Source organism: Polaribacter sp. HaHaR_3_91 (assembly GCF_019278525.1).
In the GTDB taxonomy this organism is placed as follows: Bacteria; Bacteroidota; Bacteroidia; order Flavobacteriales; family Flavobacteriaceae; genus Polaribacter.
In genome coordinates this window covers 3534084-3559446 of the sequence record NZ_CP058986.1, presented here as the reverse complement: position 1 = coordinate 3559446, position 25363 = coordinate 3534084, and the positions used below count along the sequence as shown (strand labels likewise).

Genomic DNA, 25363 nt, shown 5'->3' with positions numbered 1-25363 from the left:
TATAAAAGAATAAAATGAGTTTAAAAACACCAAAGTTAACCGTTGTAGGTGCAGGCCCTGGAGATATAGATTTAATTACAGTAAAAGCCATTAAGGTTTTAAAAACTGCCGATGTAGTTTTATATGATGCTTTGGTGAATGAAGAGTTATTAGCATATATAAATCCGGAAGCCGAACAAATTTTCGTTGGAAAACGTAGAGGGTGTTATAAATATCAGCAAGAACAAATTAATGAGTTAATTGTTGAACGAGCAAAATCTAGCGGACATGTAGTTCGTTTAAAAGGTGGAGATCCATTTATTTTTGGTAGAGGTGCAGAAGAAATGGAATATGCCGCAAATTTAGGTTTAGAAGTTGCAGTTGTTCCAGGAATTTCATCTTCGTTAGCGGTAGCAGCTTATCAAAATATACCCTTAACAAAACGTGGTAGTGCAGAGAGTTTTTGGGTAATTACTGGAACCACAAAAGATCATAAAATTTCTAATGATATTGAGTTGGCTGCAAAGTCTAATGCAACCATTGTGGTGTTAATGGGAATGAGCAAACTGCCTCAAATTGTAAAATTATTTCAAGCAGAAGGTAAAAATGACTTACCAGTTGCAATTATTCAAAGAGGTACTACTTCTAGAGAAAAATTAGGAATAGGTACTGTAGACACCATAGAAAAAATTGTTGCTGATAATGAATTGAAAAATCCGGCAATTATTGTTTTGGGTGAAGTAGTAAAACATCGTCAGGTAATTTTAGATATTCAAGAACAGTATGCAAATGAGTTAAAAGGATAGGTTTATGGAAAGAAATAATTTATATCCTATTTTTTTAAAAACTAAAAATCTTCAGGTTTTAATCATTGGAGGTGGTTTTGTAGCAGAAGAAAAATTAACGTTTTTATTAAAATCAAGTCCAGATGCAAATGTAACCATGGTTTCACCTATGTTTAGGGAAGGCACAACTGCATTAGCAAAGAAGGGAAACGTAAAACTGATTAAAGAAAAATATAATAAACGTTACTTAAAAGGAAAACATATTGTTGTGGCAACAACAGAGTTTCCAGAAGTTAACGAAAAGGTTTATAAACATTGTAGAAAGCGAAGTATATTGGTAAATGTTGCTGATAATCCTCCTTTTTGTGATTTTTATATGGGCGGTATTGTAACCAAAGGAAATGTAAAAGTAGCCATTTCTACCAACGGAAAATCGCCAACAACAGCCAAAAGATTACGTCAGTTTTTTGAGGATGTAATTCCGGAAAACGTAGACGATTTGGTTAAGAATTTAAACGAGTTTAGAAAAACAATAAAAGGAGATTTCGAAGAAAAAGTGGAAACACTAAACGAATTCACCAAAGGATTAATAGAGAAAAAAGAGTCTTAAGATGATTACAACAGATATACTAATTATTGGAGCAGGTCCAACAGGTTTATTTACAGTTTTTGAAGCTGGTTTATTAAAATTAAAATGTCATTTAATTGATGCATTACCACAACCAGGTGGGCAATGTTCTGAGATTTATCCTAAGAAACCAATTTATGATATTCCTGCATATCCAGAAATTTTAGCAGGAGATTTAACACATAAATTAATTGAGCAAACAAAGCAGTTTGAACCTGGTTTTACATTAGGAGAAAGAGCAGAAACAATAGATAAGCAAGAGGATGGTACTTTTATTGTTACAACCAATAAAGGAACAAAACACCATGCTAAAATTGTTGCAATTGCTGGTGGTTTAGGTTCTTTTGAGCCAAGAAAACCATTGATACCTAATATTGCAGATTTTGAAGATAAAGGTGTAGAATATATTATTAAAGAACCAGAATTTTATAGAGATAAAAAAGTAGTAATTTCTGGTGGTGGAGATTCTGCTTTAGATTGGGCTGTTTTCTTATCAGACGTTGCATCTGAAGTAACTTTAATTCATAGAAGAAATGAATTTAGAGGCGCTTTAGATTCTGTAGAAAAAGTACAAGAATTAAAGAATTTAGGTAAAATTAGAATGATAACTCCTGCAGAAGTAAAAGGAATTATCGGAACAGATAAAGTAACGGGTGTTGCTGTAGAGAAAAAAGGAGAAGATGCTTTTATTGTAGATACAGATCATTTTATTCCTTTATTTGGTTTATCTCCAAAATTAGGACCTATTGCAGACTGGGGATTAGAGATTGAGAAAAATGCAATTAAAGTAAATAATGCATTAGACTATCAAACAAATATTCCTGGTATTTACGCTATTGGAGATGTAAACACATATCCTGGTAAATTAAAATTAATTCTTTGTGGTTTTCACGAAGCAACTTTAATGTGTCAGAGTGCTTACAAAAGAATTTTTCCAGATAAGAAATACGTTATGAAATATACTACTGTTGGTGGTGTAGAAGGATTTGATGGAACAAGAAAAGATGCGCCAAAAGCAGTTGTAAAAGCTATTCAGTAATTTTTTAGCAAGTTTTCAAAAAACCTTATTGGTATAAATTGTTAGGTTTACTTAATTTAGTAGACAATTAATAAAAGAGAATAACATAGACCTCAAAGGTTTTTAAAACCTTTGAGGTCTAACCAAACAAATTTATTACTTTTGGCTTTGGTAAAAAATGTATAATGAGCGTAGATATAAATATAAAAATAACTGATAGAAATGGTGTACTACATGAAGTTGTAGCACCTACAGACATGGCAATGAATCTTATGGAAGTTGTTCGTTCTTACGAATTAGCAGAAGAAGGTACCATAGGTATTTGTGGCGGTATGGCCATGTGTGCTTCTTGTCAGTGTTATGTAAATTCAGATCACGAATTACCAGAAATGACAGATGATGAAGATGCTATGTTAGCAGAAGCGTTTAATGTAGAAGACAATAGTAGATTGGGCTGTCAAATACAAATGACGCCAGCAATGGACGGGTTAGAAGTAGTATTAGCTCCAGAAATGTAAAAGCTAACATGAAAGAAACAGCACAAATAATTACGTTTAAAAACTACAGCATGTGTTTAAGAGATGCAGTAGAGGTTTTTACGAAACAGTTAATCAATAACTTGTTTGATGAACGTCATTTGTCTGAAAGTGGTGCAGAAACAAGGTTGAAGTTTTTGAAAATTTTAGAAAGATTATCCGTAGAAAATGGAGCAAATTTGTGGAATGATTTTGAAAGTTCTTTTGTTTCTATTCGTCAAAAATTAGATTTAGATGCTGCTGCTTCAGAAAAAAATGATCCTGCTGCTAAAAGTTTAGAAGAAATTTACTTAGCATATCCTGGTTTTTATGCCATTGCAGTGTATCGCTTAAGTCACCAATTATTAAACTTAGGAATCCCTGTTTTTCCAAGAATAATGAGTGAGTATGCGCACAGTAAAACCGGTACAGAGATTCATCCAGGAGCAGAAATAGGAGCTTCTTTTCATATAGATCACGGAACAGGAACGGTAATAGGAGAATCTGCAATTATAAAAGATAATGTACAGATTTTTCAAGGCGTAACTTTAGGAGGAATACAAGTAAAGAAAAGTTTAGCATCTACGAAAAGACATCCTACAATAGAAAGTGGTGTAGTTATTTATGCAAATGCTACTATTTTAGGAGGAGATGTTGTAATAGGGAAAAACTCTGTAATTGGAGCCAATGTTTGTATTATGGAATCCGTTCCAGAAAATTCGGTGGTAACAGTGAAATCAGAAAATAATATTTTTCAAAAAAGAAATTAGAATGAAAACCAAAAGTATCATAGATTTTGTTGGAAATACACCACTTGTAGAGGTACAAAATATCTTAAAGAAAGAAGGTGTTACTTTATTATTAAAACTAGAAGGAAATAATCCTGGAGGAAGTGTAAAGGATAGAGCAGCTTATTATATGATTTCTGAAGCAATCAAAAGAAAAAATATAAAGAAAGGTGATACTTTAGTAGAAGCAACAAGTGGAAACACGGGTATTGCATTGGCTTTAATGGCAAAAGTTTTAGGTGTAAATATGGTGCTTACAATGCCGGAAAACTCTACTATAGAACGAGTTAAAACGATGAGAGCTTACGGTGCAAAAGTAATTTTAACTCCTGCTGATAAAGGGATTGAAGGTGCTATTGATTATGCTTTAAAGTTAAAATATAAAAAAGGATACTTTCGTTTAAATCAGTTTGATAATTTTGATAACCCTAAAGCACATTTTAATACAACAGGACCAGAAATTTGGAGAGACACAGAAGGAGAGGTAACTCATTTTGTTTCTGCCATGGGAACTACTGGAACCATTACTGGAGTTTCTGATTATTTAAAATCGCAAAACGAAAGCATCACCATTATTGGAGCGCAGCCTAAAGAAGGAGCTAAAATACCTGGAATTAGAAAATGGTCTGAAGAATATATGCCCGCTATTTTTAAAGCTAAAAAAATAGATCAAATATTTGAAGTAAGTGAAGAAGAAGCAAAAGAAATGACGGTTCGTTTAGCAAAAGAAGAAGGCATTTTTGCAGGAATGAGTAGTGGAGGGTCTGTTGCTACCGCGTTAAAAGTAGCAAAATCAATAGATAAAGGTGTTATTGTTGCTATTATTTGCGATAGAGGAGATCGTTATTTATCATCAGATATCTACGAATAAATTATTAAAACAAGAAAAAAGTTCGTTACTTTGTAACGTAATTTAGTTCATTTATTAAATATTGTTATCAAGAAAGGTTGAGGGATTAGACCCGAGGAAGCCTTGGCAACCCTTTATCTTTAAAGAAGGTGCTAATTTCTACTGATTCTTTCTGAACTAGGTTCAGAACCTTTCAGAGAGATAACGGAAAAAGTATCAATTCTTCTTTTCCTGATAACACAAAAATTAATTTTCAGGAATGTCAAATATATACAAAGCTTTACAAGAAAGAATTTTGGTTTTAGATGGTGCTATGGGTACCATGCTACAAGCCTATAAATTCACGGAAGAAGATTTTAGAGGAGAACGTTTTAAAGACTATCCATCACCTTTACAGGGAAATAATGACTTGTTATCAATTACACAACCAGAAGCAATTAAAACCATTCATGGTAAATATTTTGAAGCTGGTGCAGATATTATAGAAACCAATACTTTTTCTGGAACGACCATTGCAATGGCAGATTATCAGATGGAAGATTTAGTGTACGAATTAAACTATCAGTCTGCAAAAATTGCTAAAGAAGTTGCAAATGAGTTTACAGCAAAAGAACCACACAAACCTCGTTTTGTAGCAGGTTCTATTGGTCCAACAAACAGAACTGCTAGTATGTCTCCAGACGTTAATGACCCTGGTTATAGAGCAGTTACTTTTGATGAATTAAGAATTGCCTATAAACAACAAGTAGAAGCTTTATTAGATGGTGGTGCAGACTTATTGTTAGTAGAAACGGTGTTTGATACTTTAAATGCCAAAGCAGCATTATTTGCCATTGAAGAGGTAAAAGACGAACGTAGTATTGATGTTCCAATTATGTTAAGTGGTACTATTACCGATGCTTCAGGTAGAACTTTATCTGGGCAAACTGCTGAAGCTTTTTTAATTTCTGTATCACACATTCCTTTATTATCTGTAGGTTTTAATTGTGCTTTAGGAGCCAATTTATTACAGCCCCATTTACAAGCTATTGCAAACAAAACAGATTTTGCTATTTCTGCACATCCAAATGCAGGGTTGCCAAATGCTTTTGGAGAGTATGATGAAACTGCAGAAGAAATGGGTGAGCAAATAGAAGAGTATTTAAAGAAAGATTTAATTAATATTATTGGAGGTTGTTGCGGAACATCACCTGAACATATTAGCGAGATTGCAAGGATTTCGGAAAAATATAAGCCAAGAGCATTTGTTGTAAATAAATAGGTTTTAGATATATAAAAAAGTAGTGCTGCGTAAGTAGTAATCTCAATATAAATAAAAGGAAAGTGATTCTAGAAGTAGCCATTTTAAACATAAAAGTAGGTCTTTCAAAAGATTTTGAGTTTAATTTTAAGAAGGCAGAAAAGATTATTTCTTCTATGAAAGGATATAGCTCTCATCAATTAAAGAAATGTGTTGAACAAGATGATAAATATATTTTATTGGTGAGTTGGCAAACAATAGAGGATCACGAGGTTGGATTTAGAAAATCTGATGAATATGAACAATGGAAAGAATTATTGCATCATTTTTATGAACCATTTCCAATAGTAGAACATTACATATAATGAAAGTGAAACAAACAAAATATATGCGTTTATCAGGATTAGAACCTCTAGTCTTGAATGAAAATAGCAATTTTATCAATGTAGGGGAACGTACAAATGTAGCTGGTTCTCGTAAGTTTTTACGATTGATAAAAAACGAGCAATTTGATGAAGCTTTAGATATTGCAAGACACCAAGTAGATGGTGGCGCACAAATTATAGATATTAATTTTGATGACGGTTTAATTGATGGAAAACAAGCTATGGTTCGTTTTCTAAATTTAATTGCAGCAGAACCAGATATTTGTAGAGTGCCAATTATGATTGATAGCTCTAAGTGGGAAATCATAGAAGCAGGTTTACAAGTGGTTCAAGGAAAATGCGTTGTAAATTCAATTTCACTTAAAGAAGGAAAAGAAAAATTTATTTGGGAAGCAAAACAAATAAAACGATATGGAGCTGCTGTAATTGTAATGGCTTTTGATGCCGAAGGACAAGCAGATAACTATGATCGTAGAATTGAAATTGCTAAAAAATCGTATGATATTTTAGTTGATGAAGTTGGTTTTCCTAGTGAAGATATTATTTTCGATTTAAATATATTTCCCGTTGCAACGGGAATGGATGAGCACAGAAGAAATGCCATCGATTTTATTGAAGCTACACGTTGGGTAAGAGAAAATTTACCAAATGCAAGTGTTAGTGGAGGGGTTAGTAACGTGTCGTTTTCTTTTAGAGGAAATGATGGAGTTAGAGAGGCGATGCATTCAGTATTTTTATATTATGCGATTCAAGCAGGTATGAACATAGGAATTGTAAATCCTGCACTTTTAGAAGTGTATGATAATATTCCTAAAGATTTATTAGAACGCGTAGAAGATGTAATTCTAGATAGAAGAGAAGATGCAACGGAACGTTTATTAGATTTTGCTGATACTGTAAAAGGCTCTAAAGTAGAAAAAACGGTTGATTTATCTTGGAGAGAAAACCCTTTACAAGATAGAATTACACATGCTTTGGTAAAAGGAATAGATGCTTTTATTATTGAAGATATAGAACAAGCAAGACAGGAAGCTACGGCACCAATTGAAGTGATTGAAGGTCATTTAATGATTGGAATGAATGTGGTTGGAGATTTATTTGGAGCAGGAAAAATGTTTTTGCCACAAGTAGTAAAATCTGCACGTGTAATGAAAAAAGCGGTAGGTTATTTAAATCCCTTTATTGAAGCCGAAAAAGGAGATAAGCAAGAGCCTGTTGGTAAAATATTAATGGCAACTGTAAAAGGTGATGTGCATGATATTGGGAAAAATATTGTGAGTGTTGTTTTGGCTTGTAATAACTACGAAATTGTAGATTTAGGCGTAATGGTTCCGCCAGAAAAGATTATTGAAATGGCTATTAGCGAACGTGTAGATGCTATTGGTTTGTCTGGTTTAATTACACCATCGTTAGATGAAATGGTGTATTTAGCCAAAGAAATGCAACGCCAAAACTTTGTGTTGCCTTTATTAATTGGTGGCGCAACAACTTCTAAAGCACATACAGCTGTTAAAATAGATACACAATATACCAATGCTGTGGTGCATGTAAATGACGCTTCTAGAGCAGTAACTGTTGTAGGTGATTTATTAAATAAGAAAACATCGCATGAGTACGTTGCTAAAATGAAAAAAGATTATGATGAATTTAGAACCAAGTTTTTAAAACGAGGGAAAGAAAAATCATACATCTCTATAAAAGAAGCACGTAATAGAAAATATAAAATTGATTGGGAAACGTCTGAAATTGTAAAACCAAACGAATTAGGAATTCAGACTTTAGAGCAATTAAGTTTAAAAGAATTATTACCTTTTATAGATTGGAGTCCATTTTTTAGAAGTTGGGATTTACATGGTAAGTTTCCAGCTATTCTAAAGGATGAGGTTGTTGGTGAGCAAGCTACTATTATGTATGATGAAGCTCAGGCAATGATTAAAGAAATTATTGCGAAACAATTGTTAAAGCCAAAAGCTGTTTTTGGTTTGTTTGAGGCAAACACTATAAATGACGATGATATTGCTGTAAAGAAAAAAGGAGGAGAAGAATTTATTTTTAGAACTTTACGTCAGCAATTAAAAAAGAGAGAAGGCATACCTAACCACGCTTTGTCAGATTTTATTGCACCTAAAGAAACTGGTAGAACAGATTATATAGGATCATTTTGTGTTGGTATTTTTGGAGCACAAGAATTGGCCGAAAGCTATAAGGCAAAAGAAGATGATTACAATGCAATTATGGCGCAAGCTATTGCAGATCGTTTTGCAGAAGCAATGGCAGAATACCTGCATAAACAAGTTAGGACGAAACATTGGGGTTCTGATACGGATGAAGGATTAACAAATGATGATTTAATAAAAGAAAGTTACAAAGGTATACGTCCTGCACCAGGATATCCTGCGTGTCCGGATCATTTAGAGAAAGAAACCATTTGGGAATTGCTTAAAGTGGAAGAAAACATTGGTGTTACATTAACAGAAAGTATGGCAATGTGGCCAGCTGCAGCTGTGTCTGGATATTATTTTGCAAACAAAGAATCTAAGTATTTTGGTTTGGGTAAAATAACAGATGATCAAGTAACAGATTATTCAACAAGAAAAGGTATTACTAAGGAGAAAGCTAGAAAATGGTTGCATCCAATACTTGCAGAAGAATAATAATTAATCCTGATAGGGTTTTAAAACCTATCAGGGGTATTTTACAAAATGAGTATATATGGAGTTTATAGAATTGCATTTAGGAAGTTATGTTATTTCTCATGGTTTTGATAAAAACAATAAAGAGAAAATGACTCCTGTTGCTGCAGAGAAATTTGGAAAGAAATTAATTGCAGTTTCTAGAATTAAATCTTTAAGCGAAAAATATATTTTAACAGATTATGTAGATGGGAGATGGATTTATTGGGAATACAAAGAAGATTTCGAAGCCGTAAAAAAGCTGCTAAATAGTTTGCGTTAACGATTGAAACGGCATCCTTTTTTTTTGATAAAAAAAAGATATAGTGCAAAGCGTGACCCTTGTGGTAACGCCCAAAAAATGAATAAAACATTAAATTAACAATTTGTTACATTTAAATCAATAAATAATACAATAGGAAAGTACATTTTTGCGGAAAATTTAAGAGATGAAAAGATATAGAATAGAATTAAAATTCCTTCTACAGTTTTTATTGTTATCGCTTTCGGCATTAGTTGTTGCTTATTTCTATTAAATACTGAAATAAATTCAGCAGAAATGAAAGTTACAGATCACATTAAAAATGCAAATGGTAAAACATTATTTTCTTTTGAAGTAATACCACCTCAGAAGGGAAAAAATATTCAAGATTTATACAATAATATAGATCCTTTAATGGAATTTAATCCACCTTTTATAGACGTAACAACTTCTAGAGAAGAATATGTTTATGTGGATAAAGGAAATGGACTTTTAGACAAGAGAATTACTAGAATGCGCCCAGGAACGGTAGGTATTTGTGCTTCTATTATGCATAAATATAAGGTAGATGCAATTCCGCATTTACTGTGTGGAGGTTTTACCAAAGAAGAAACAGAATACGTCTTGGTAGATTGCCATTATTTAGGATTAGATAACGTGGTTGCCTTGAGAGGTGATGCTAGAAAAGATGAATCTTATTTTAAAGCAACTCAAGGAGGTAACGCTTTTGCGAGCGATTTGGTACAACAAATATCTGATTTAAATAAAGGGAAATATTTACATGATGATATTAAAGTAGAGCATAATTATGATTTTTGCGTGGGTGTTGCAGGATATCCAGAAAAACATATGGAATCTCCATCTTTAAATACAGATTTAAAACGTTTAAAACAAAAGGTAGATGCGGGTGCAGATTATGTGGTAACGCAAATGTTTTTTGATAATAATAAATATTTCGAGTTTGTTAAAAAAGCTAGAGAAATAGGAATTACAGTGCCAATTATACCAGGAATTAAACCACTTGCTGTAAAAAGACATTTACAGATTTTACCACAAGTTTTTAAAATTGATTTACCAGAAGATTTAATTGATGCTGTAGAAGGTTGTAAAGATAATAAAGCGGTAAGACAGGTTGGTATTGAGTTTGCTATTCAGCAATCTAAGGAGTTAAAAGAAGCAGGAGTGCCATTTTTACACTATTACTCTATGGGGAAAAGTGATAATATACATGCAATTGCATCAAAATTATTTTAAAATAAAAAGGTGTAGTTTCTTTAATTAGGAATTAAATTTATAGAGAATCATCAGAAAACTACTTTAAAAGAGTGTCTTTTTGATGATTCTCTATTTGTATGCATAACAACTATTTATAGACAAATAGGAAAAAGTAATTTTTAAGAAAACTACTAAGTGAATAAAATGATTACTTTTGTAGTTCGAAATTGAAATAATAATTTAAAAATATAAAAATGGCATTAGAAATTACAGACGCAAACTTTGACGAATTAGTATTAAAATCTGACAAACCAGTATTAGTAGATTTTTGGGCAGCTTGGTGTGGACCATGTAGAATGGTAGGACCAATTGTTGATGAAATTCATACTGAATATGAAGGAAAAGCCGTAGTTGGTAAAGTTGATGTTGATGCTAACCAAGAATTTGCAGCAAAATACGGAGTACGTAACATACCAACTGTTTTAATCTTTAAGAACGGAGAAGTTGTAGACAAACAAGTAGGTGTTGCTCCTAAAAATGTGTATACAGGAAAAATCGATGCAGCTATATAAGTAGTATTCATCTTTTATAATATTAAAAAGGTTTGGCTAACGTCAAACCTTTTTTTATTTTTAAAATCTAAATTCTTTACATGAAATTTTACCTATCAATAATAGTTTTCCTTTTCCTTTTTATTTCTTGTGATAAGCAAGAGAATCAATTAAAACTAGAAAAGGGAATTTCTTTTGAGTTAGCCAAATACAGAAAACAGCAAATTGCTGATGTTGTTTATGATGTACATTTTAAAATTCCGAAGGAAAAAGAAAAGGCTATTGCTTCTATATTGGAAGTTAAGTTTACTGCTAATGATTTAGAAAACGATGTTTATTTAGATTTTAACGAGGATGCCTCTAAGTTGAAGTCAATAAAAGTAAACGGAGAAATATCCGAGATAAATCACCAGAAAGAACACGTTATTATTAAGAAAAAACGATTGAGTTTAGGCGAAAACGTAATAGAAATATTATTTGAAGCAGGAGAAAAATCACTCAATAGAAATGAAGAGTTTTTATATACTTTATTAGTTCCGGATAGAGCAAGTACGCTGTTTCCTTGTTTTGATCAGCCAGATATAAAAGCTAAGTACAATTTAAAAATTACTGCTCCAAAAGATTGGCAAGTTCTTGCAGGAGGGTTTGAAGAAAGTAGTATAGAGCTAGATGACTTTATAGAACATACGTTTGCAACGTCTGATTTAATGAGTACGTATTTGTTTTCTTTTGTAGCAGGTAAATTTACGGAAGAAACTAAAAATCCTGGAGCGTTTGATATGCGCTTTTTATACAGAGAGAATGATACAGAAAAGATAAATGAGAGTGTAGATGAGGTGTTTCAAATTCATCAGAAATCGATTGATTTTTTAGAGGAATTTACGCAGGTTAAATTTCCTTTCCAAAAAATGGATTTTGCTGCAATTCCGCCTTTTCAATACGGAGGAATGGAACATGTTGGTGCTATACAATACAGACAATCGTCTTTGTTTTTAGATAAGAATGCTACTCAAAAGCAAAAAATTAGCAGAGCAAAGTTAATTGCACATGAAACCTCACACATGTGGTTTGGAGATTTGGTTACCATGAAATGGTTTAATGATGTTTGGATGAAAGAGGTGTTTGCTAATTTTATGGCAGATAAAATTATGAATCCTGTTTTTCCAGAAGTAAATCATAAACTTAATTTTATGATGACGCATTACCCAAGTGCCTATTCCGAAGATAGAACAAAAGGGACAAATGCAATTCGACAGTATTTAGGAAACTTAAAAGATGCAGGGTCCTTATATGGAAGAATTATTTACAACAAAGCGCCAATTATGATGCGTCAGTTAGAGTATTTGTTGGGAGAAGAAGCTTTTAAATCGGGAGTTCAAGAATACATAAAAACTTATGCAAATTCTAATGCAGATTGGAATGAGTTGGTTGCTATTTTAGATAATAAGTCACCAGGAAACATAAAAAACTGGTCAAATGTTTGGGTGAATTCATCTGGAAGACCAATTTTCTTTGAAGAAATAGAATTGAACGAAAAAGGAAACGTAAGTAAGTTTGTAATTCATCAAAAAGCAGAAGATGGTTCTAATAAAGTTTGGACGCAATCCTTTAAAATTAAATTGATTGATAAAAGAGGTTTTGAGAAAATTATCAATATAAAAAATATGGGGAAATCTTTTGATATTACATCTGCAACAAAAGATTTTAAACCCGGACAAGTTTTATACAATACAAACGGATTTGGTTACGGTGTTTTTCCAATTTATAAGAAAGAAATTGATACTTATCGACACATAAATGATGAGGTTTCTAGAGGTTCTCAATACATTAATTTATATGAAAATATGTTGATTGGTGAAGTTACTCCGTTAGAAACGTTTCAGATTTATATATCAGCAATTAAAGATGAAAAAAATGAGTTGATTACCAATTATTTGTCAGGAAGAATTCAAACAATATTTTGGTCATTTTTAACAGAAGAGGATCAAAATGAAGTGCAGCAGAAAGTAGAAAAAGAGGTTTTAGGTTTGCTAGGAAGTAATGTATCAAAAAATATAAAAAGAACGCTGTTTGGTTTGTATAAATCAATAGCTATTTCTGAAGGAGGAAAAGAAACTTTGTATGAAATTTGGAATAAGGAGAAGAAAATTAACAACTTATTTTTAAATGAAAGTGACTTTAGTTCTTTGGCAATGACATTAGCTATTTTAGAACATGTAAAAGCAATAGAAATTTTACAAGAACAGCAAACTAGAATATCTAACAACGATAGATTAGATCGTTTTAAATGGTTGTTACCTTCGTTATCTGCAGATTTACAAGTAAGAGATGCTTTTATGACATCACTTTTAGAAAAAGAAAATAGAGAAAACGAATCTTGGGTAGAAGCAGGGTTAAAGAATATTCACCATCCGTTAAGACAAAAAGAGGCAACAATATATTTAAAATCGGTTTTAGAAACATTAGAAGAAGTGCAATTAACAGGTGATATCTTTTTTCCTAAGGGATGGTTGGCAAGTTCTATTGGTCAATATTCCTCTAAAGAAGCAAAAGTTGTTTTAGATCAGTTTTTAGAAGAGCATCCAGATTACAATGCTATTTTATTAAAGAAGTTGTTACAAACTACAGATAATTTAACGAGAGCTCAAAATATTAAAAAATAATATGGATTTATCTGAAGTTAAATCAGACATTAAAAACCTAGACTTACTTGCTAAACAAGTAGTAGAAGGTTTTATTACTGGGATTCATAAAAGTCCGTTTCACGGGTTTTCGGTAGAGTTTTCTGAGCATAAATTATACAATAAAGGAGAAAGTACACGTCATATAGATTGGAAGCTGTTTGCAAAGACAGAGAAGTTATATACTAAAAAGTATGAAGAAGAAACCAATTTAAGGTGCCATATTATAATAGATAATTCTGCTTCTATGCATTACCCTATTGTAAAAAAGCAAACGGTAGACAATTTAAACAAAGTTGGGTTTTCTGCAGTTGCCTCGGCTTCTTTAATGGAGATTTTAAAAAGACAAAGAGATGCAGTTGGTTTAAGTATTTATGGCGATAGTTATGAATATTATGCTCCAGAAAAGGGGAGTGAGCGGCACAGAAAGATGTTACTGCATCAATTAGAGCAATTATTAATTTCAGAATCTAAGTCTTCTACAGAAACCTATAAGTATTTGCATGAAATTGCAGAGAAAATACACAGGCGTTCATTAATTTTTGTTTTTACAGACATGTTTCAACCAAATAAAGATAATGAAACACTTTTTGAAGCTTTAAAACATCTTAAATTTAATAAACATGAGGTTGTTTTATTTCATACTTATGATGGAGAAACAGAATTTAATTTCAATTTTGACAATAATCCCAAAAAATTTGTGGATGTTGAAACTCGAGAAGAAATTAATATATACGCAGAAAATATTAGAGAAAAGTACACTGCATTAGTTGGTGATTATTTTAAAGAATTGAAAAATAAATGTTTACAATATAAAATTGATTACATCCCTGTAGATATACGTAAAGGATACAATGAAGTTTTAACGGCATATTTAATTAGTAGAAAAAAAATATAAACTTTTTTTTATTTTATGCTTGTGTATCTAGAAATACATTGTATATTTGCAACCGCTTAAAGCAACGGTCTGGTAGTTCAGCTGGTTAGAATACCTGCCTGTCACGCAGGGGGTCGCGGGTTCGAGTCCCGTCCAGACCGCGAAAAGCACTTCATTTATGAGGTGCTTTTTTTGTGTCCAAATTTTAGTTGAAAAGCATCAAAATTATATAAAATGAAATTATTTTTAAATTATTTCATTTTTTTGTTGTGTATGTAAAAATACATTGTATATTTGCAACCGCTTAAAGCAACGGTCTGGTAGTTCAGCTGGTTAGAATACCTGCCTGTCACGCAGGGGGTCGCGGGTTCGAGTCCCGTCCAGACCGCGAAAAGCACTTCATTTATGAAGTGCTTTTTTTGTGTTTATAAGTTTCTTTAGCGCTATAGTTTTTTTGCAGTGTTTTTAATGGTAGTTGTGGTATCGTTAATCTAAGGCTCAATTTTTTTTATTTCATCAGCTTGCTGTAAAAAAAGAAAAAAGGCGCATTGTTGAATGCACCTTTTTAAAATATGATAATAAAGTATTTTTGTTTTAGAATCCTTGAGCAATTTTGTCTAATTCAATACTATTTAATATTGAGATATCCTTTCCTTTAAACTCAATAATATTCTTCTTTTTTAACTCAGAAAGTAAGCGAATTGCAGACTCTGTTGCTGTTCCTATAATATTAGCAATATCTTCTCTAGAAAGGTGGATGTCTATTGTGCCTTCTCTGTTTGTGCCAAATTTTTTATGAAGCTTTAGAAGTGTTTCGGCTAAACGTTGTTTTACGGTCTTTTGAGCCATATCTACAATAACGTTATCAGCCTGTTTTAAAGTTTGTGCCATGTCTTTAAGCACATTCATGGTAAAGTTTGGGTTTTTAGATAGGTCCTTTAAAATTTCTTCTTTAGGGATAAAACAGACTTGCATATCATTTAAGGCAACTGCTTTAAGATTAGATGCTTCGTCAGATATTAAACTTCTTTCTCCTAATAAGTCACCTTTGGTAACTAAACTAATAATTTGATTTCTACCATTTTCACTCATTTTAGAAACCTTGCAAACACCATCCTTAATACAAAAAACACCTTTTAATCGCTCACCTTCCTCAAAAATAGCCTCACCTTTTTTTATAACTTTAGTTGTTTTACAGTTAGAGATCTTAACTAACTCTTCTTTAGTTAAGTGTTGTAGGGAATTAAATTGACGAATAATACATTGCTCGCATTTACTCATAATGACTAATGGTATTTGAGAGTCAAAGATATTAAAAATGTGATATATATCATGTTCTAAAGCATGATTCTTATCGTAAATTTGCAAAAGGCAAAAGAGTAAATATGAAATCTACACAATGTTATCACTGTGGTGATTCTTGTGATGATAATTTAATAAAGTTCGATGAAAAGAGTTTCTGTTGCAATGGTTGTAAAACTGTTTATGAAATTTTTTCTGAAAACGATTTAACTTGTTATTACAATTTTCAAGACAATCCCGGAGCAATTCCAATAGAAATTCAAGGAAAATATGATTTTCTAGATACTGCAGAAATAGCGGAGAAATTATTGGATTTTAATGATGGAAATACGCAGATTGCAACGTTGTATATACCACATATTCATTGTAGTTCTTGTATTTGGGTTTTAGAAAACTTACATAAATTAAATGATAAAATATCTTCGTCTCAAGTAGATTTTCCGAAGAAACAAGTAAGGGTTACTTTTAATTCTGGTAAAACCACTTTAAAAGAAATTGTTCTTTTAATAAGTTCTATTGGTTATGAACCTTACATTAGTTTAGATGATTATGAAGGAGGCAAAAAAGCTGTAGACAGAAGTCTAATTTATAAATTAGGGATTGCAGGTTTTGCATTCGGAAACGTTATGTTTCTTTCTTTTCCTGAGTATTTTGAAGTAGATGGTTTTTGGATAGAGAAATATAAAACGCTCTTTAGGTGGTTAATGTTTGCCTTTTCTTTACCGGTTGTTTTTTATGCGGGACAAGGTTATTTTGTTTCTGCTTACAAAGGGTTGCGATCAAAAATTTTAAATATTGATGTTCCTATTGCGCTGGGTATTTTAGTGCTATTTATTAGGAGTACTGTAGAAATTATTTTCGATTTAGGAACGGGTTTTTTCGACAGTTTAACAGGGTTGGTTTTCTTTCTTTTATTAGGGAAGTTTTTTCAGCAGAAAACATACAATTTCTTGTCTTTTGAGCGTGATTATAAATCTTATTTTCCTATCGCAGTTACGCGTATAACCTCTAAAGGAAAAGAAGAGAATGTGGCTATTTATGATATTGAAAAAGGAGATAGATTGCTTATTAGAAACCAAGAATTAATTCCTACGGATGGTATTCTAATCAACGGAACTGCAGATATCGATTATAGTTTTGTTACCGGGGAAGCGGAACCAGTTTCTAAAAAATCTGGAGACAAATTATTTGCTGGTGGTAAGCAGCTTTCAGGAGTGATAGAGATGGAAGTTTTAGCTTCTGTTTCTCAAAGTTACTTAACGCAATTATGGAGTAATGATGTGTTTAATAAAGAAAATAAATCGCCTTTTAAAACCATTACAGATACTATTAGTAAGAATTTTACAATACTAGTTTTACTCGTTGCTTTTTTGTCCACTAGTTTTTGGCTGTTTTATGATGCTAGCAAAGCATTAAATGTGTTTACCGCAGTTTTAATTATAGCATGTCCTTGTGCAATTGCTTTAGCAGCACCATTTACTTTAGGGAATATGCTGCGTATTTTTGGTAAAGAAAAATTTTACTTAAAGAATGCAACGGTTGTAGAGCAACTGGCAGCTATAGATTCTATTATTTTTGATAAAACAGGTACGCTAACCACACATAAAGAGAATACGATTTCTTATGACGGAGTTCAATTAAATAATCAAGAGAAAAGTGTTTTAAAAAGTTCTTTAAGGGCATCTAATCATCCGTTAAGTAGAACATTGTATAATAGTTTGGGAGAAGTAGAGGTACTTGCTATTTCCGATTTTAAAGAAATTGTAGGCAAAGGTATTGAAGTAAGTTGTAAAGATGTAAAATTAAAATTAGGTTCTTCTTCTTATGTGAAAAATACAGATGATACTTCTGCTTTAGATACCTCTGTATATGTTAGTTTTAATGAGATTTACAAAGGGAAATTTACTTTTAAAAATTCTTACAGAGAAGGAGTAAAGCCGTTATTCGAATCCTTAAAAAAGGGATATGACTTAGCTGTTGTTTCTGGAGATAATGAAGGGGAGAGAGTTTATTTAGAAGAAAGTTTACCAAAAGGTACCAATTTGTTATTCAATCAAAAACCAGAAGATAAATTAGAAGTAGTTGCAGGTCTTCAGCTAAAACATCAAAAAGTAATGATGATTGGAGATGGTTTAAATGATGCCGGTGCTTTAGCAAAAAGTGATGTTGGTATTGCATTATCAGAAAATATTAATGTGTTTTCACCTGCTTGTGACGGAATTTTAGATGCATCAAAATTTAATAAAATTGGCACGTACATAAAAGCATCAAAAAAAGCTATTAAAGTAATTAAGTATAGTTTTATACTGTCTCTATGTTATAATGTAATAGGATTGTATTTTGCTGTAACGGGACAATTAATACCTGTAATGGCAGCAATTCTAATGCCTTTAAGTTCTATAAGTATTGTTGTTTTTACAACAATCTCTACCAATTTAATCGGAAATAAAATAAAATAATTATGAGTATTCATATCGAAGCAAAAAAAGGAGAAATAGCAGAAACAGTTTTGTTACCTGGAGATCCTATGAGAGCCAAATGGATTGCAGATACTTTTTTAAAAGATATTAAGCAATACAATGATGTGAGAGGTATGTTAGGTTTTACGGGGACTTATAATGGTAAAAAGGTATCTGTGCAAGGAACGGGGATGGGAATTCCATCAACCTTAATTTATTGTACAGAATTAATTACAGAATACGGTGTTAAAAATTTGATTAGAGTAGGTTCTGCAGGTTCTTATCAAAAAGATGTAAAAATAAGAGATATTGTTTTGGCAATGTCAGCTTCTACTAATTCGGGTTTAAATACCATTCGTTTTAACGGAGCAGATTATGCACCAACCGCAAGTTTTAAATTATTTCAGAAAGCAATAGGGGTTGCAAAAGAAAAAAATATAACTGTAAATGCTGGAGGGATTTTAAGTTCAGATGAATTTTATGCAGATGAATTTGATAGTTATAAAAAATGGGCAGATTATGGTGTTTTGTGTGTAGAAATGGAAACTGCTGGTTTATACACGGTAGCAGCAAAACACAATGTAAACGCATTGTCTATTTTAACAATATCTGATAGTTTGGTAACCAAAGAAAGAACCACTGCAGAAGAAAGAGAGCAAACGTTTAAAGAAATGATAGAAATTGCTTTAGAATTGGCTTAGTTAATTGTCAGCTAAAGTGTTTTTATAGAAGAATCAAATAAAATTGTATCGAGCATATGAAATCATTAGTACAAAAATATAACATTCCAGGGCCAAGATATACTAGTTATCCAACGGTGCCTTATTGGAACAAGGCAGGAATAGACAAACAAGATTGGATACAGTCTTTTCAAACATCTTTTAAAGAAAGTAATGCATCCGAAGGTATCAGTATTTATATTCATTTACCTTTTTGTGAGAGTTTATGTACGTTTTGTGCATGCCATAAACACATTACAAAACGTCATGAAGTAGAAGATGAATATATAGATACTGTTTTAAAGGAATGGAAATTATATGTGGCTTTGGTAGATGAGGTTCCTGTTGTTAAAGAATTACATTTAGGTGGCGGAACTCCAACTTTTTTCTCAAAAGAAAACCTAAAATATTTAATGGATGGTATTTTCGAAATTGCCAAAAAGCATCCAGAGGCAGAGTTTAGTTTCGAAGGGCATCCTAATAATACCACCAAAGAACAATTACAAACGTTGTTTGATGAGGGCTATACAAGAGTAAGTTTTGGTGTGCAGGATTATAATGAAAAAGTACAAAAAGCAATTCATAGAGTTCAGCCTTTTGAAGCGGTAGAAAAAGTTACCAGGTGGTCTAGAGAAATAGGGTATACTTCTGTAAGTCATGATTTAATTTTCGGATTACCACATCAAACTAAAGAAAACGTAATTTATAGTATTAATAAAACCAAAGAATTACAACCAGACAGAATTTCATTTTACAGTTATGCACATGTGCCTTGGGTAAAAGGTGTTGGGCAAAGAGGTTTTAATGAAGATGATTTACCAAAAGATGATGAAAAAAGAGCCTTGTATGAAATAGGAAAAGAACTTTTTGCAGAATTAGGCTATGTAGAAATTGGTATGGATCATTTTGCTTTAAAGACCGATAGTTTGTATAAGGCAACCATCAACAAAACATTGCATAGAAATTTTATGGGCTATACAGCCAATAAAACAAAGTTAATGATTGGTTTAGGAATGTCTGCAATTTCCGATTCTTGGTATGCATTTGCACAAAATGTAAAGACTGTAAAAGAATATCAGAAAATTGTAAATGCAGGAGAAATTCCTATTTTTAAAGGACATTTATTATCTGAAGAAGATATCGTTATTAGAAAACATATTTTAAATATTATGTGTCATTTTTCCACTTCGTGGGATGAAAAAACGATGAAAATCAATAAAATAGAAGAGCATCTGACATTATTAGAAGAAATGGAGCAAGATGGATTGGTTAAAATTGATGTAAAATCAAAATCATTATCAATACCTGAAGAAGCAAGACCTTATGTACGAAACATTTGTATGGCGTTTGATTTACATCTTTTAAAAAATAAACCAAAAACACAGTTGTTTTCTATGACTATTTAACAAATAATTAAGATATTTGAGAAACATGATATTTGTCATGTTTTAAGAAACGGACCAATACTATTTTTGACAAATCAATTATCAGGCAAGATATGAGCGTAATATACCTACTACTAACTATTAGTATTCTAGTAGCAATCTTATTTTTTATCGCATTTATTTATTCAGTAAAAACTGGGCAATTTGACGATTCTTATACGCCATCTGTTCGTATGTTGTTTGATGATGAATTAGTAAAAGATAAAGAAAAATCAACTAAAGACTAAATATTAAATTATGGAAATGCAACAATTTTATTACGATAATAAGATCGTAAAGAAATTTATCTATGCTACATTATTCTGGGGAATAGTGGGGTTCTCTGTGGGGCTAATGCTCGCTTTTATGTTTTTATTCCCTTACTACACAGAAGGAATTTCTTGGTTAAGTTTTGGGCGTTTAAGACCATTACATACAAATGCTGTAATTTTTGCCTTTGTAGGTAACGCTATTTTTGCAGGAGTTTATTACTCGCTTCAAAGATTGTTAAAAGCAAGAATGGCAAGTAATTTTTTAAGTAATTTTAACTTCTGGGGTTGGCAAGCAATTATTGTTGCAGCAGCCATAACATTGCCTTTAGGTTATACTTCATCTAAAGAATATGCAGAGTTAGAGTGGCCAATAGATATTGCTATCGCATTGGTGTGGGTTGCGTTTGGTGTAAACATGATCTGGACTATCTTACAAAGAAGACAACGTCATTTATATGTCGCTATTTGGTTTTATTTAGCAACATTTGTAACGGTTGCTGTATTACATATCTTTAATAGTTTGGCATTACCTGTTACCTTTTTAAAATCATATTCTGTGTATGCAGGAGTGCAAGATGCCTTAGTTCAATGGTGGTACGGTCATAATGCCGTAGCATTTTTCTTAACAACACCGTTTTTAGGATTGATGTATTACTTTGTGCCAAAAGCAGCAAACAGACCTGTATATTCTTATAGATTGTCTATTGTACACTTTTGGTCTTTAATATTTATTTATATCTGGGCAGGACCTCACCATTTATTATATACTTCATTACCAGAATGGGCTCAGAATTTAGGAGTTGCATTTTCTATAATGTTATTAGCACCTTCTTGGGGTGGTATGATAAACGGTTTGTTAACATTAAGAGGTGCTTGGGATAAAGTAAGAACAGATCCTGTTTTAAAGTTTATGGTTGTTGCAATTACCGGGTATGGTATGGCAACGTTTGAGGGGCCAATGTTATCTTTAAAAAATGTAAATGCTATTGCGCATTATAGTGATTGGATTATTGCTCACGTTCACGTTGGAGCATTAGCTTGGAACGGTTTCTTAACATTTGGTATGTTGTATTGGATGGTACCAAGAATGTTTAAAACAAAATTATATTCAGTTGCATTAGCAAACGTACACTTTTGGATTGGTACTTTAGGAATCATATTGTATACGTTACCAATGTATGTAGCAGGTTTTGTACAAGCTTCTATGTGGAAACAATTTAACCCAGATGGATCTTTAACATACGGTAACTTCTTAGAAACTGTTAGTGAAATTATACCAATGTACTGGATGCGTGCAATTGGAGGAAGTATGTATATTATAGGAGCATTTGTAATGTTGTACAATGTTGTTTTAACAGTAAGATCGGGTAGCAAAGTAGAAGATGAGTTGGCAGAAGCAGCTGCTTTAACAGTAGTGCCTAAACACAGAACTAAAGGAGAAGGATGGCATACTTGGATAGAAAGAAAACCTATTAAATTAACAATTTTTGCAACGATTGCTATTTTAATTGGTGGAGCAGTTCAAATTATTCCTACCTTATTAGTAAAGTCTAATATTCCTACAATTAGTAGTGTAAAACCTTATACTCCATTAGAGTTAGAAGGACGAGATCTTTATATTAGAGAAGGATGTGTTGGTTGTCACTCTCAAATGATAAGACCTTTTAGAAGTGAGGTAGAGCGTTATGGTGAATACTCTAAAGGAGGCGAGTATGTGTATGATCATCCATTTTTATGGGGATCTAAACGTACAGGACCAGATTTACATAGAATTGGGGCTAAATATTCAGATAGTTGGCACTTAAACCATATGTATGATCCACAAAGTACTTCTCCAGGTTCTATTATGCCGTCATACAAATGGTTAATTACAGATGAACTAGATAAATCTGATACGGAATCTAAAATGGAAGTGATGGTTACTTTAGGAGTTCCTTATTCTGAAGAAGAAATAGCAAATGCACAACAGCATATGTTAGCACAAGGAACAGAAATTGAGCAAAACTTATATGCAGATCCAGATTTTGCTAAAAATTACGAAGCGGATAAACAATACGCAGAAGAAAATGGTGAAGCTTTTATAGAAATGAAAAACAGAGAAATTGTTGCTTTAATAGCGTACATACAACGTTTGGGTACTGATATAAAAGTAAAAGACGAACAAAAAATAACTAAAAAATAAGACGATGTTAAAATTTGTAAAAGGTCACATGGAGAGTATTTTAGGGATAGAAATTTATCCTTTAATATCATTAATCATATTCTTTACTTTTTTTGTCGCATTGTTCTTGTGGGTATTTACAGCAAAAAAAGAATATATAAATAAGGTAAGTAATATACCGTTAGAGAACTAAAAAGAAAAAAAAATGAAAAAATATTTTCAATCTACAATCTATATAATCTTTGTAATTGTTACGTTTTTAGCGCTTGCAAAGTCGTTTATGGTGTACGAAAACCCATTTGATATTTATGAGAATCCTTTAGTTTGGATCGCTCTTATTGGTTTTGTTTTAGTTGTTGTACTAAAGGAAATGGTAAATGTAATTGCTATTGCTAAAGCAACAGAATTAAAAAATGAAAAATTAGGTATTGTTCCAGAAGAAAGTAATGCATGGATTAAAAAGCTATTAAAATCTTGGACAAGATCTAAAGATATTGATAGTGAACAAGAAATAATCTTAGAGCATAATTATGATGGAATTCAGGAATTAGACAATACGTTACCACCTTGGTGGGTGTATATGTTTTATGCTTCTATTGTTTTTGCAATTGTGTATTTAGTAAGGTTTGAAGTTTTAGATGGCGATAATCAAATTGTAGAATATGATAAAGCGGTTGCAGAAGCGAAAGCTGCTTTAAAAGAATATAAATCTACAGCACCAGCAACAGATTTTATAACTGCTGAAAATGTAACTTTATTAACTGATGCTAAAGATTTAGGTAGAGGTAAAGCTGTTTTTAAATTGAACTGTGCATCTTGTCATATTGCAGATGGTGGTGGAGCAATTGGACCAAACTTAACAGATGAATTCTGGATTTTAGGTGGTGGTATTAAAAATGTTTTTAGTACTATTTCTAATGGAGGTAGAGATGGTAAAGGGATGATAGCTTGGAATAAAACTTTAAAAGCAGATGATATTGCTAAAGTTGCTAGCTATGTAATTTCTTTACAAGGTACTACACCTGCAAACGCTAAAGCTCCTGAAGGAGATAAATGGGTTGCAGAAGGTGTAGAGGTAATTTCAACTGAAGAAGAAGCTCCTGTAGAAACAGAAGTAGAATAACTGATAATACAAGTTAATTAGTAGATTTATGGAAACTCCTAAAAACGAACAATTTAGAGATAGTATTGGTACAATTGATAAATCGGGTAATCGTTCTTGGGTTTTTCCTAAAAAGCCTAGTGGAAAATTTTATAAATACAGGTCTTACGTAAGTTACTTTTTATTAGCTTTTCTTTTAGCAGCTCCATTTATAAAGATTAATGGGAATCAGTTTTTACTATTTAATGTTATAGAACGTAAATTTAATATTTTTGGATTCCCTTTTTGGCCACAAGACTTTTACTTATTGGTAATTTCAATGATTGTGGGTGTTGTGTTTATCATTCTATTTACAGTTATTTTCGGTCGTATTTTCTGTGGATGGATTTGTCCGCAAACCATTTTTTTAGAGATGGTTTTTAGAAAAGTAGAATATTGGATTGATGGTGATAGAGGAAAACAAATACGCTTAGATAAACAACCTTGGAACGCAGAAAAAATTAGAAAAAGACTTTTAAAATGGTTTATTTTCTTTGTTATTTCTTTTCTTATTGCTAATGTGTTTTTAGCATATTTAATTGGTGGAGATACATTAATAACATACATAACTGGCAGTCCTTTTGATAATACTAGTACGCTAATTTCATTAATTATTTTTACGTGTGTTTTCTATTTTATTTTTGCATGGTTTAGAGAGCAGGTTTGTATTATTGCTTGTCCGTATGGTAGGTTGCAAGGTGTTTTATTAGACAACAAAACCATTAACGTAGCGTATGATCATAAACGAGGTGAACGAGAGGCAGGAAGATCTAAATTTAAGAAAAACGAAGATAGAGAGGCTATAGGTAAAGGAGATTGTATAGATTGTAAACAATGTGTTGTTGTTTGCCCTACCGGGATAGATATTAGAAACGGTACACAATTAGAGTGTGTAAATTGTACTGCTTGTATTGATGAATGTGACCACATGATGGAAAGTGTTGGTTTACCAAAAGGATTAATACGATACGAAAGCGAAGAAAATATCGAGAAAAAGAAACCTTTTAAGCTGAATGCAAGAATTAAAGGTTATTCTGCTGTCTTATTTATTTTAGTAGGAGTTTTAATAGGAATGTTGTTTTTAAGAAATGATGTTGAAGCAACTATTTTAAGGTTACCAGGACAATTGTATCAGCACAAAGAAAATAACATTATTAGTAATGTGTATACTTTTAAGGTGATTAATAAAACAACCAAAGATATAAATGACGTCAGTTATAAATTAATGTCTCAAAAAGGAACTATAAAATTAGTAACCAATCAAGATTTTAATATTCCGAAGCAAGGTTTAGCAGAGGGAACTTTATTTATAGAAATAAACTCATCAGCATTAAAAAAAGATAAAATAAAGTTAGAAATAGGTGTTTATAGTGGCGACGAATTAATTGAAACTACCATAACCAACTTTTTAGGACCTAGAAGTTACAAATAAATAACA

23 protein-coding genes, 2 tRNA genes and 1 riboswitch are annotated in these 25363 nt (G+C 31.9%); of the genes, 24 read left to right on the top strand and 1 reads right to left on the bottom strand.

Translation table 11 applies throughout. The features are described from left to right. Positions 1 to 14: 14 nt before the first annotated feature. The 16 genes from cobA to H0I27_RS14865 all read left to right on the top strand — a co-directional run bounded on the left by cobA (position 15) and on the right by H0I27_RS14865 (position 14835). Positions 15 to 785, top strand: a complete 771-nt coding sequence (gene cobA / locus H0I27_RS14940) for a uroporphyrinogen-III C-methyltransferase (protein WP_218731407.1) — start codon at positions 15 to 17, stop codon at positions 783 to 785. Positions 786 to 789: 4 nt separating this feature from the next. Continuing rightward, a complete protein-coding gene (locus tag H0I27_RS14935; protein ID WP_165733131.1) occupies positions 790 to 1374 on the top strand; it encodes a bifunctional precorrin-2 dehydrogenase/sirohydrochlorin ferrochelatase in 585 nt (194 codons plus the stop codon). Between the two features lies 1 nt (position 1375). Continuing rightward, on the top strand, positions 1376 to 2431 hold the full coding sequence (locus H0I27_RS14930; protein WP_218731406.1) for an NAD(P)/FAD-dependent oxidoreductase: 1056 nt from the start codon (positions 1376 to 1378) through the stop codon (positions 2429 to 2431). A gap of 164 nt (positions 2432 to 2595) precedes the next feature. After that, positions 2596 to 2928, top strand: coding sequence for a 2Fe-2S iron-sulfur cluster-binding protein (locus H0I27_RS14925; protein WP_218731405.1), 333 nt, complete (start codon positions 2596 to 2598; stop codon positions 2926 to 2928). Between the two features lie 8 nt (positions 2929 to 2936). Beyond that, a complete protein-coding gene (epsC, locus tag H0I27_RS14920) occupies positions 2937 to 3695 on the top strand; it encodes a serine O-acetyltransferase EpsC (RefSeq protein ID WP_218731404.1) in 759 nt (252 codons plus the stop codon). 1 nt (position 3696) lies between these two features. After that, on the top strand, positions 3697 to 4584 hold the full coding sequence (cysM, locus tag H0I27_RS14915) for a cysteine synthase CysM (protein WP_218731403.1): 888 nt from the start codon (positions 3697 to 3699) through the stop codon (positions 4582 to 4584). Positions 4585 to 4645: 61 nt separating this feature from the next. Next, positions 4646 to 4771: riboswitch (SAM riboswitch) on the top strand. Positions 4772 to 4822: 51 nt separating this feature from the next. Continuing rightward, entirely contained in the window at positions 4823 to 5824 is a 1002-nt protein-coding gene (locus H0I27_RS14910; RefSeq protein ID WP_218731402.1) for a homocysteine S-methyltransferase family protein, read from the top strand. Between the two features lie 62 nt (positions 5825 to 5886). Next, complete coding sequence (locus H0I27_RS14905) at positions 5887 to 6168, top strand: antibiotic biosynthesis monooxygenase (protein ID WP_165733125.1); 282 nt, start codon at positions 5887 to 5889, stop codon at positions 6166 to 6168. Then, positions 6168 to 8843: a methionine synthase gene (gene metH / locus H0I27_RS14900; protein WP_218731401.1), complete on the top strand. Its 2676-nt coding sequence runs from the start codon at positions 6168 to 6170 to the stop codon at positions 8841 to 8843. Before H0I27_RS14905 ends, metH begins: the two co-directional genes overlap by 1 nt. 58 nt (positions 8844 to 8901) lie before the next feature. Next, on the top strand, positions 8902 to 9144 hold the full coding sequence (locus tag H0I27_RS14895) for a hypothetical protein (RefSeq protein WP_218731400.1): 243 nt from the start codon (positions 8902 to 8904) through the stop codon (positions 9142 to 9144). A gap of 276 nt (positions 9145 to 9420) precedes the next feature. Continuing rightward, positions 9421 to 10377: a methylenetetrahydrofolate reductase [NAD(P)H] gene (metF, locus tag H0I27_RS14890; RefSeq protein ID WP_218731399.1), complete on the top strand. Its 957-nt coding sequence runs from the start codon at positions 9421 to 9423 to the stop codon at positions 10375 to 10377. Positions 10378 to 10592: 215 nt separating this feature from the next. Continuing rightward, positions 10593 to 10910, top strand: coding sequence for a thioredoxin (gene trxA, locus H0I27_RS14885; RefSeq protein ID WP_165733121.1), 318 nt, complete (start codon positions 10593 to 10595; stop codon positions 10908 to 10910). Between the two features lie 80 nt (positions 10911 to 10990). Then, complete coding sequence (locus H0I27_RS14880) at positions 10991 to 13552, top strand: M1 family aminopeptidase (RefSeq protein ID WP_218731398.1); 2562 nt, start codon at positions 10991 to 10993, stop codon at positions 13550 to 13552. A gap of 1 nt (position 13553) precedes the next feature. Then, on the top strand, positions 13554 to 14468 hold the full coding sequence (locus tag H0I27_RS14875) for a DUF58 domain-containing protein (RefSeq protein ID WP_218731397.1): 915 nt from the start codon (positions 13554 to 13556) through the stop codon (positions 14466 to 14468). Positions 14469 to 14534: 66 nt separating this feature from the next. Further along, positions 14535 to 14608: transfer RNA gene (locus H0I27_RS14870), tRNA-Asp, on the top strand. 153 nt (positions 14609 to 14761) lie between these two features. Next, positions 14762 to 14835: transfer RNA gene (locus tag H0I27_RS14865), tRNA-Asp, on the top strand. A 206-nt stretch (positions 14836 to 15041) separates the two neighbouring features. Here H0I27_RS14865 and H0I27_RS14860 read toward each other — a convergent pair. After that, the gene (locus H0I27_RS14860; protein WP_218731396.1) at positions 15042 to 15728 is read right to left on the bottom strand and encodes a Crp/Fnr family transcriptional regulator; all 687 of its coding nucleotides are present in this window, start codon (positions 15726 to 15728) and stop codon (positions 15042 to 15044) included. Between the two features lie 104 nt (positions 15729 to 15832). Here H0I27_RS14860 and H0I27_RS14855 point away from each other — a divergent pair, with 104 nt between their 5' ends. The 8 genes from H0I27_RS14855 (at position 15833) to ccoG (ending at position 25357) form a co-directional block, all read left to right on the top strand. Then, complete coding sequence (locus H0I27_RS14855; protein ID WP_218731395.1) at positions 15833 to 18208, top strand: heavy metal translocating P-type ATPase metal-binding domain-containing protein; 2376 nt, start codon at positions 15833 to 15835, stop codon at positions 18206 to 18208. A gap of 2 nt (positions 18209 to 18210) precedes the next feature. Continuing rightward, positions 18211 to 18909, top strand: a complete 699-nt coding sequence (gene deoD, locus H0I27_RS14850; protein WP_218731394.1) for a purine-nucleoside phosphorylase — start codon at positions 18211 to 18213, stop codon at positions 18907 to 18909. Positions 18910 to 18965: 56 nt separating this feature from the next. After that, positions 18966 to 20333 carry an oxygen-independent coproporphyrinogen III oxidase gene (hemN, locus tag H0I27_RS14845; protein ID WP_218731393.1) on the top strand — a complete coding sequence of 456 codons (1368 nt, stop codon included), beginning with the start codon at positions 18966 to 18968 and terminating at the stop codon, positions 20331 to 20333. A 92-nt stretch (positions 20334 to 20425) separates the two neighbouring features. Next, positions 20426 to 20599 carry a cbb3-type cytochrome oxidase assembly protein CcoS gene (ccoS, locus tag H0I27_RS14840; RefSeq protein ID WP_105047790.1) on the top strand — a complete coding sequence of 58 codons (174 nt, stop codon included), beginning with the start codon at positions 20426 to 20428 and terminating at the stop codon, positions 20597 to 20599. 10 nt (positions 20600 to 20609) lie between these two features. After that, the gene (ccoN, locus tag H0I27_RS14835) at positions 20610 to 22805 is read left to right on the top strand and encodes a cytochrome-c oxidase, cbb3-type subunit I (protein WP_218731392.1); all 2196 of its coding nucleotides are present in this window, start codon (positions 20610 to 20612) and stop codon (positions 22803 to 22805) included. Positions 22806 to 22809: 4 nt separating this feature from the next. Next, positions 22810 to 22977: a cytochrome C oxidase subunit IV gene (locus tag H0I27_RS17670; RefSeq protein ID WP_082864248.1), complete on the top strand. Its 168-nt coding sequence runs from the start codon at positions 22810 to 22812 to the stop codon at positions 22975 to 22977. A 12-nt stretch (positions 22978 to 22989) separates the two neighbouring features. After that, positions 22990 to 23907, top strand: a complete 918-nt coding sequence (locus H0I27_RS14830; RefSeq protein WP_218731391.1) for a cbb3-type cytochrome c oxidase N-terminal domain-containing protein — start codon at positions 22990 to 22992, stop codon at positions 23905 to 23907. 28 nt (positions 23908 to 23935) lie between these two features. Next, positions 23936 to 25357: a cytochrome c oxidase accessory protein CcoG gene (ccoG, locus tag H0I27_RS14825; RefSeq protein ID WP_218731390.1), complete on the top strand. Its 1422-nt coding sequence runs from the start codon at positions 23936 to 23938 to the stop codon at positions 25355 to 25357. Positions 25358 to 25363 lie beyond the last annotated feature (6 nt).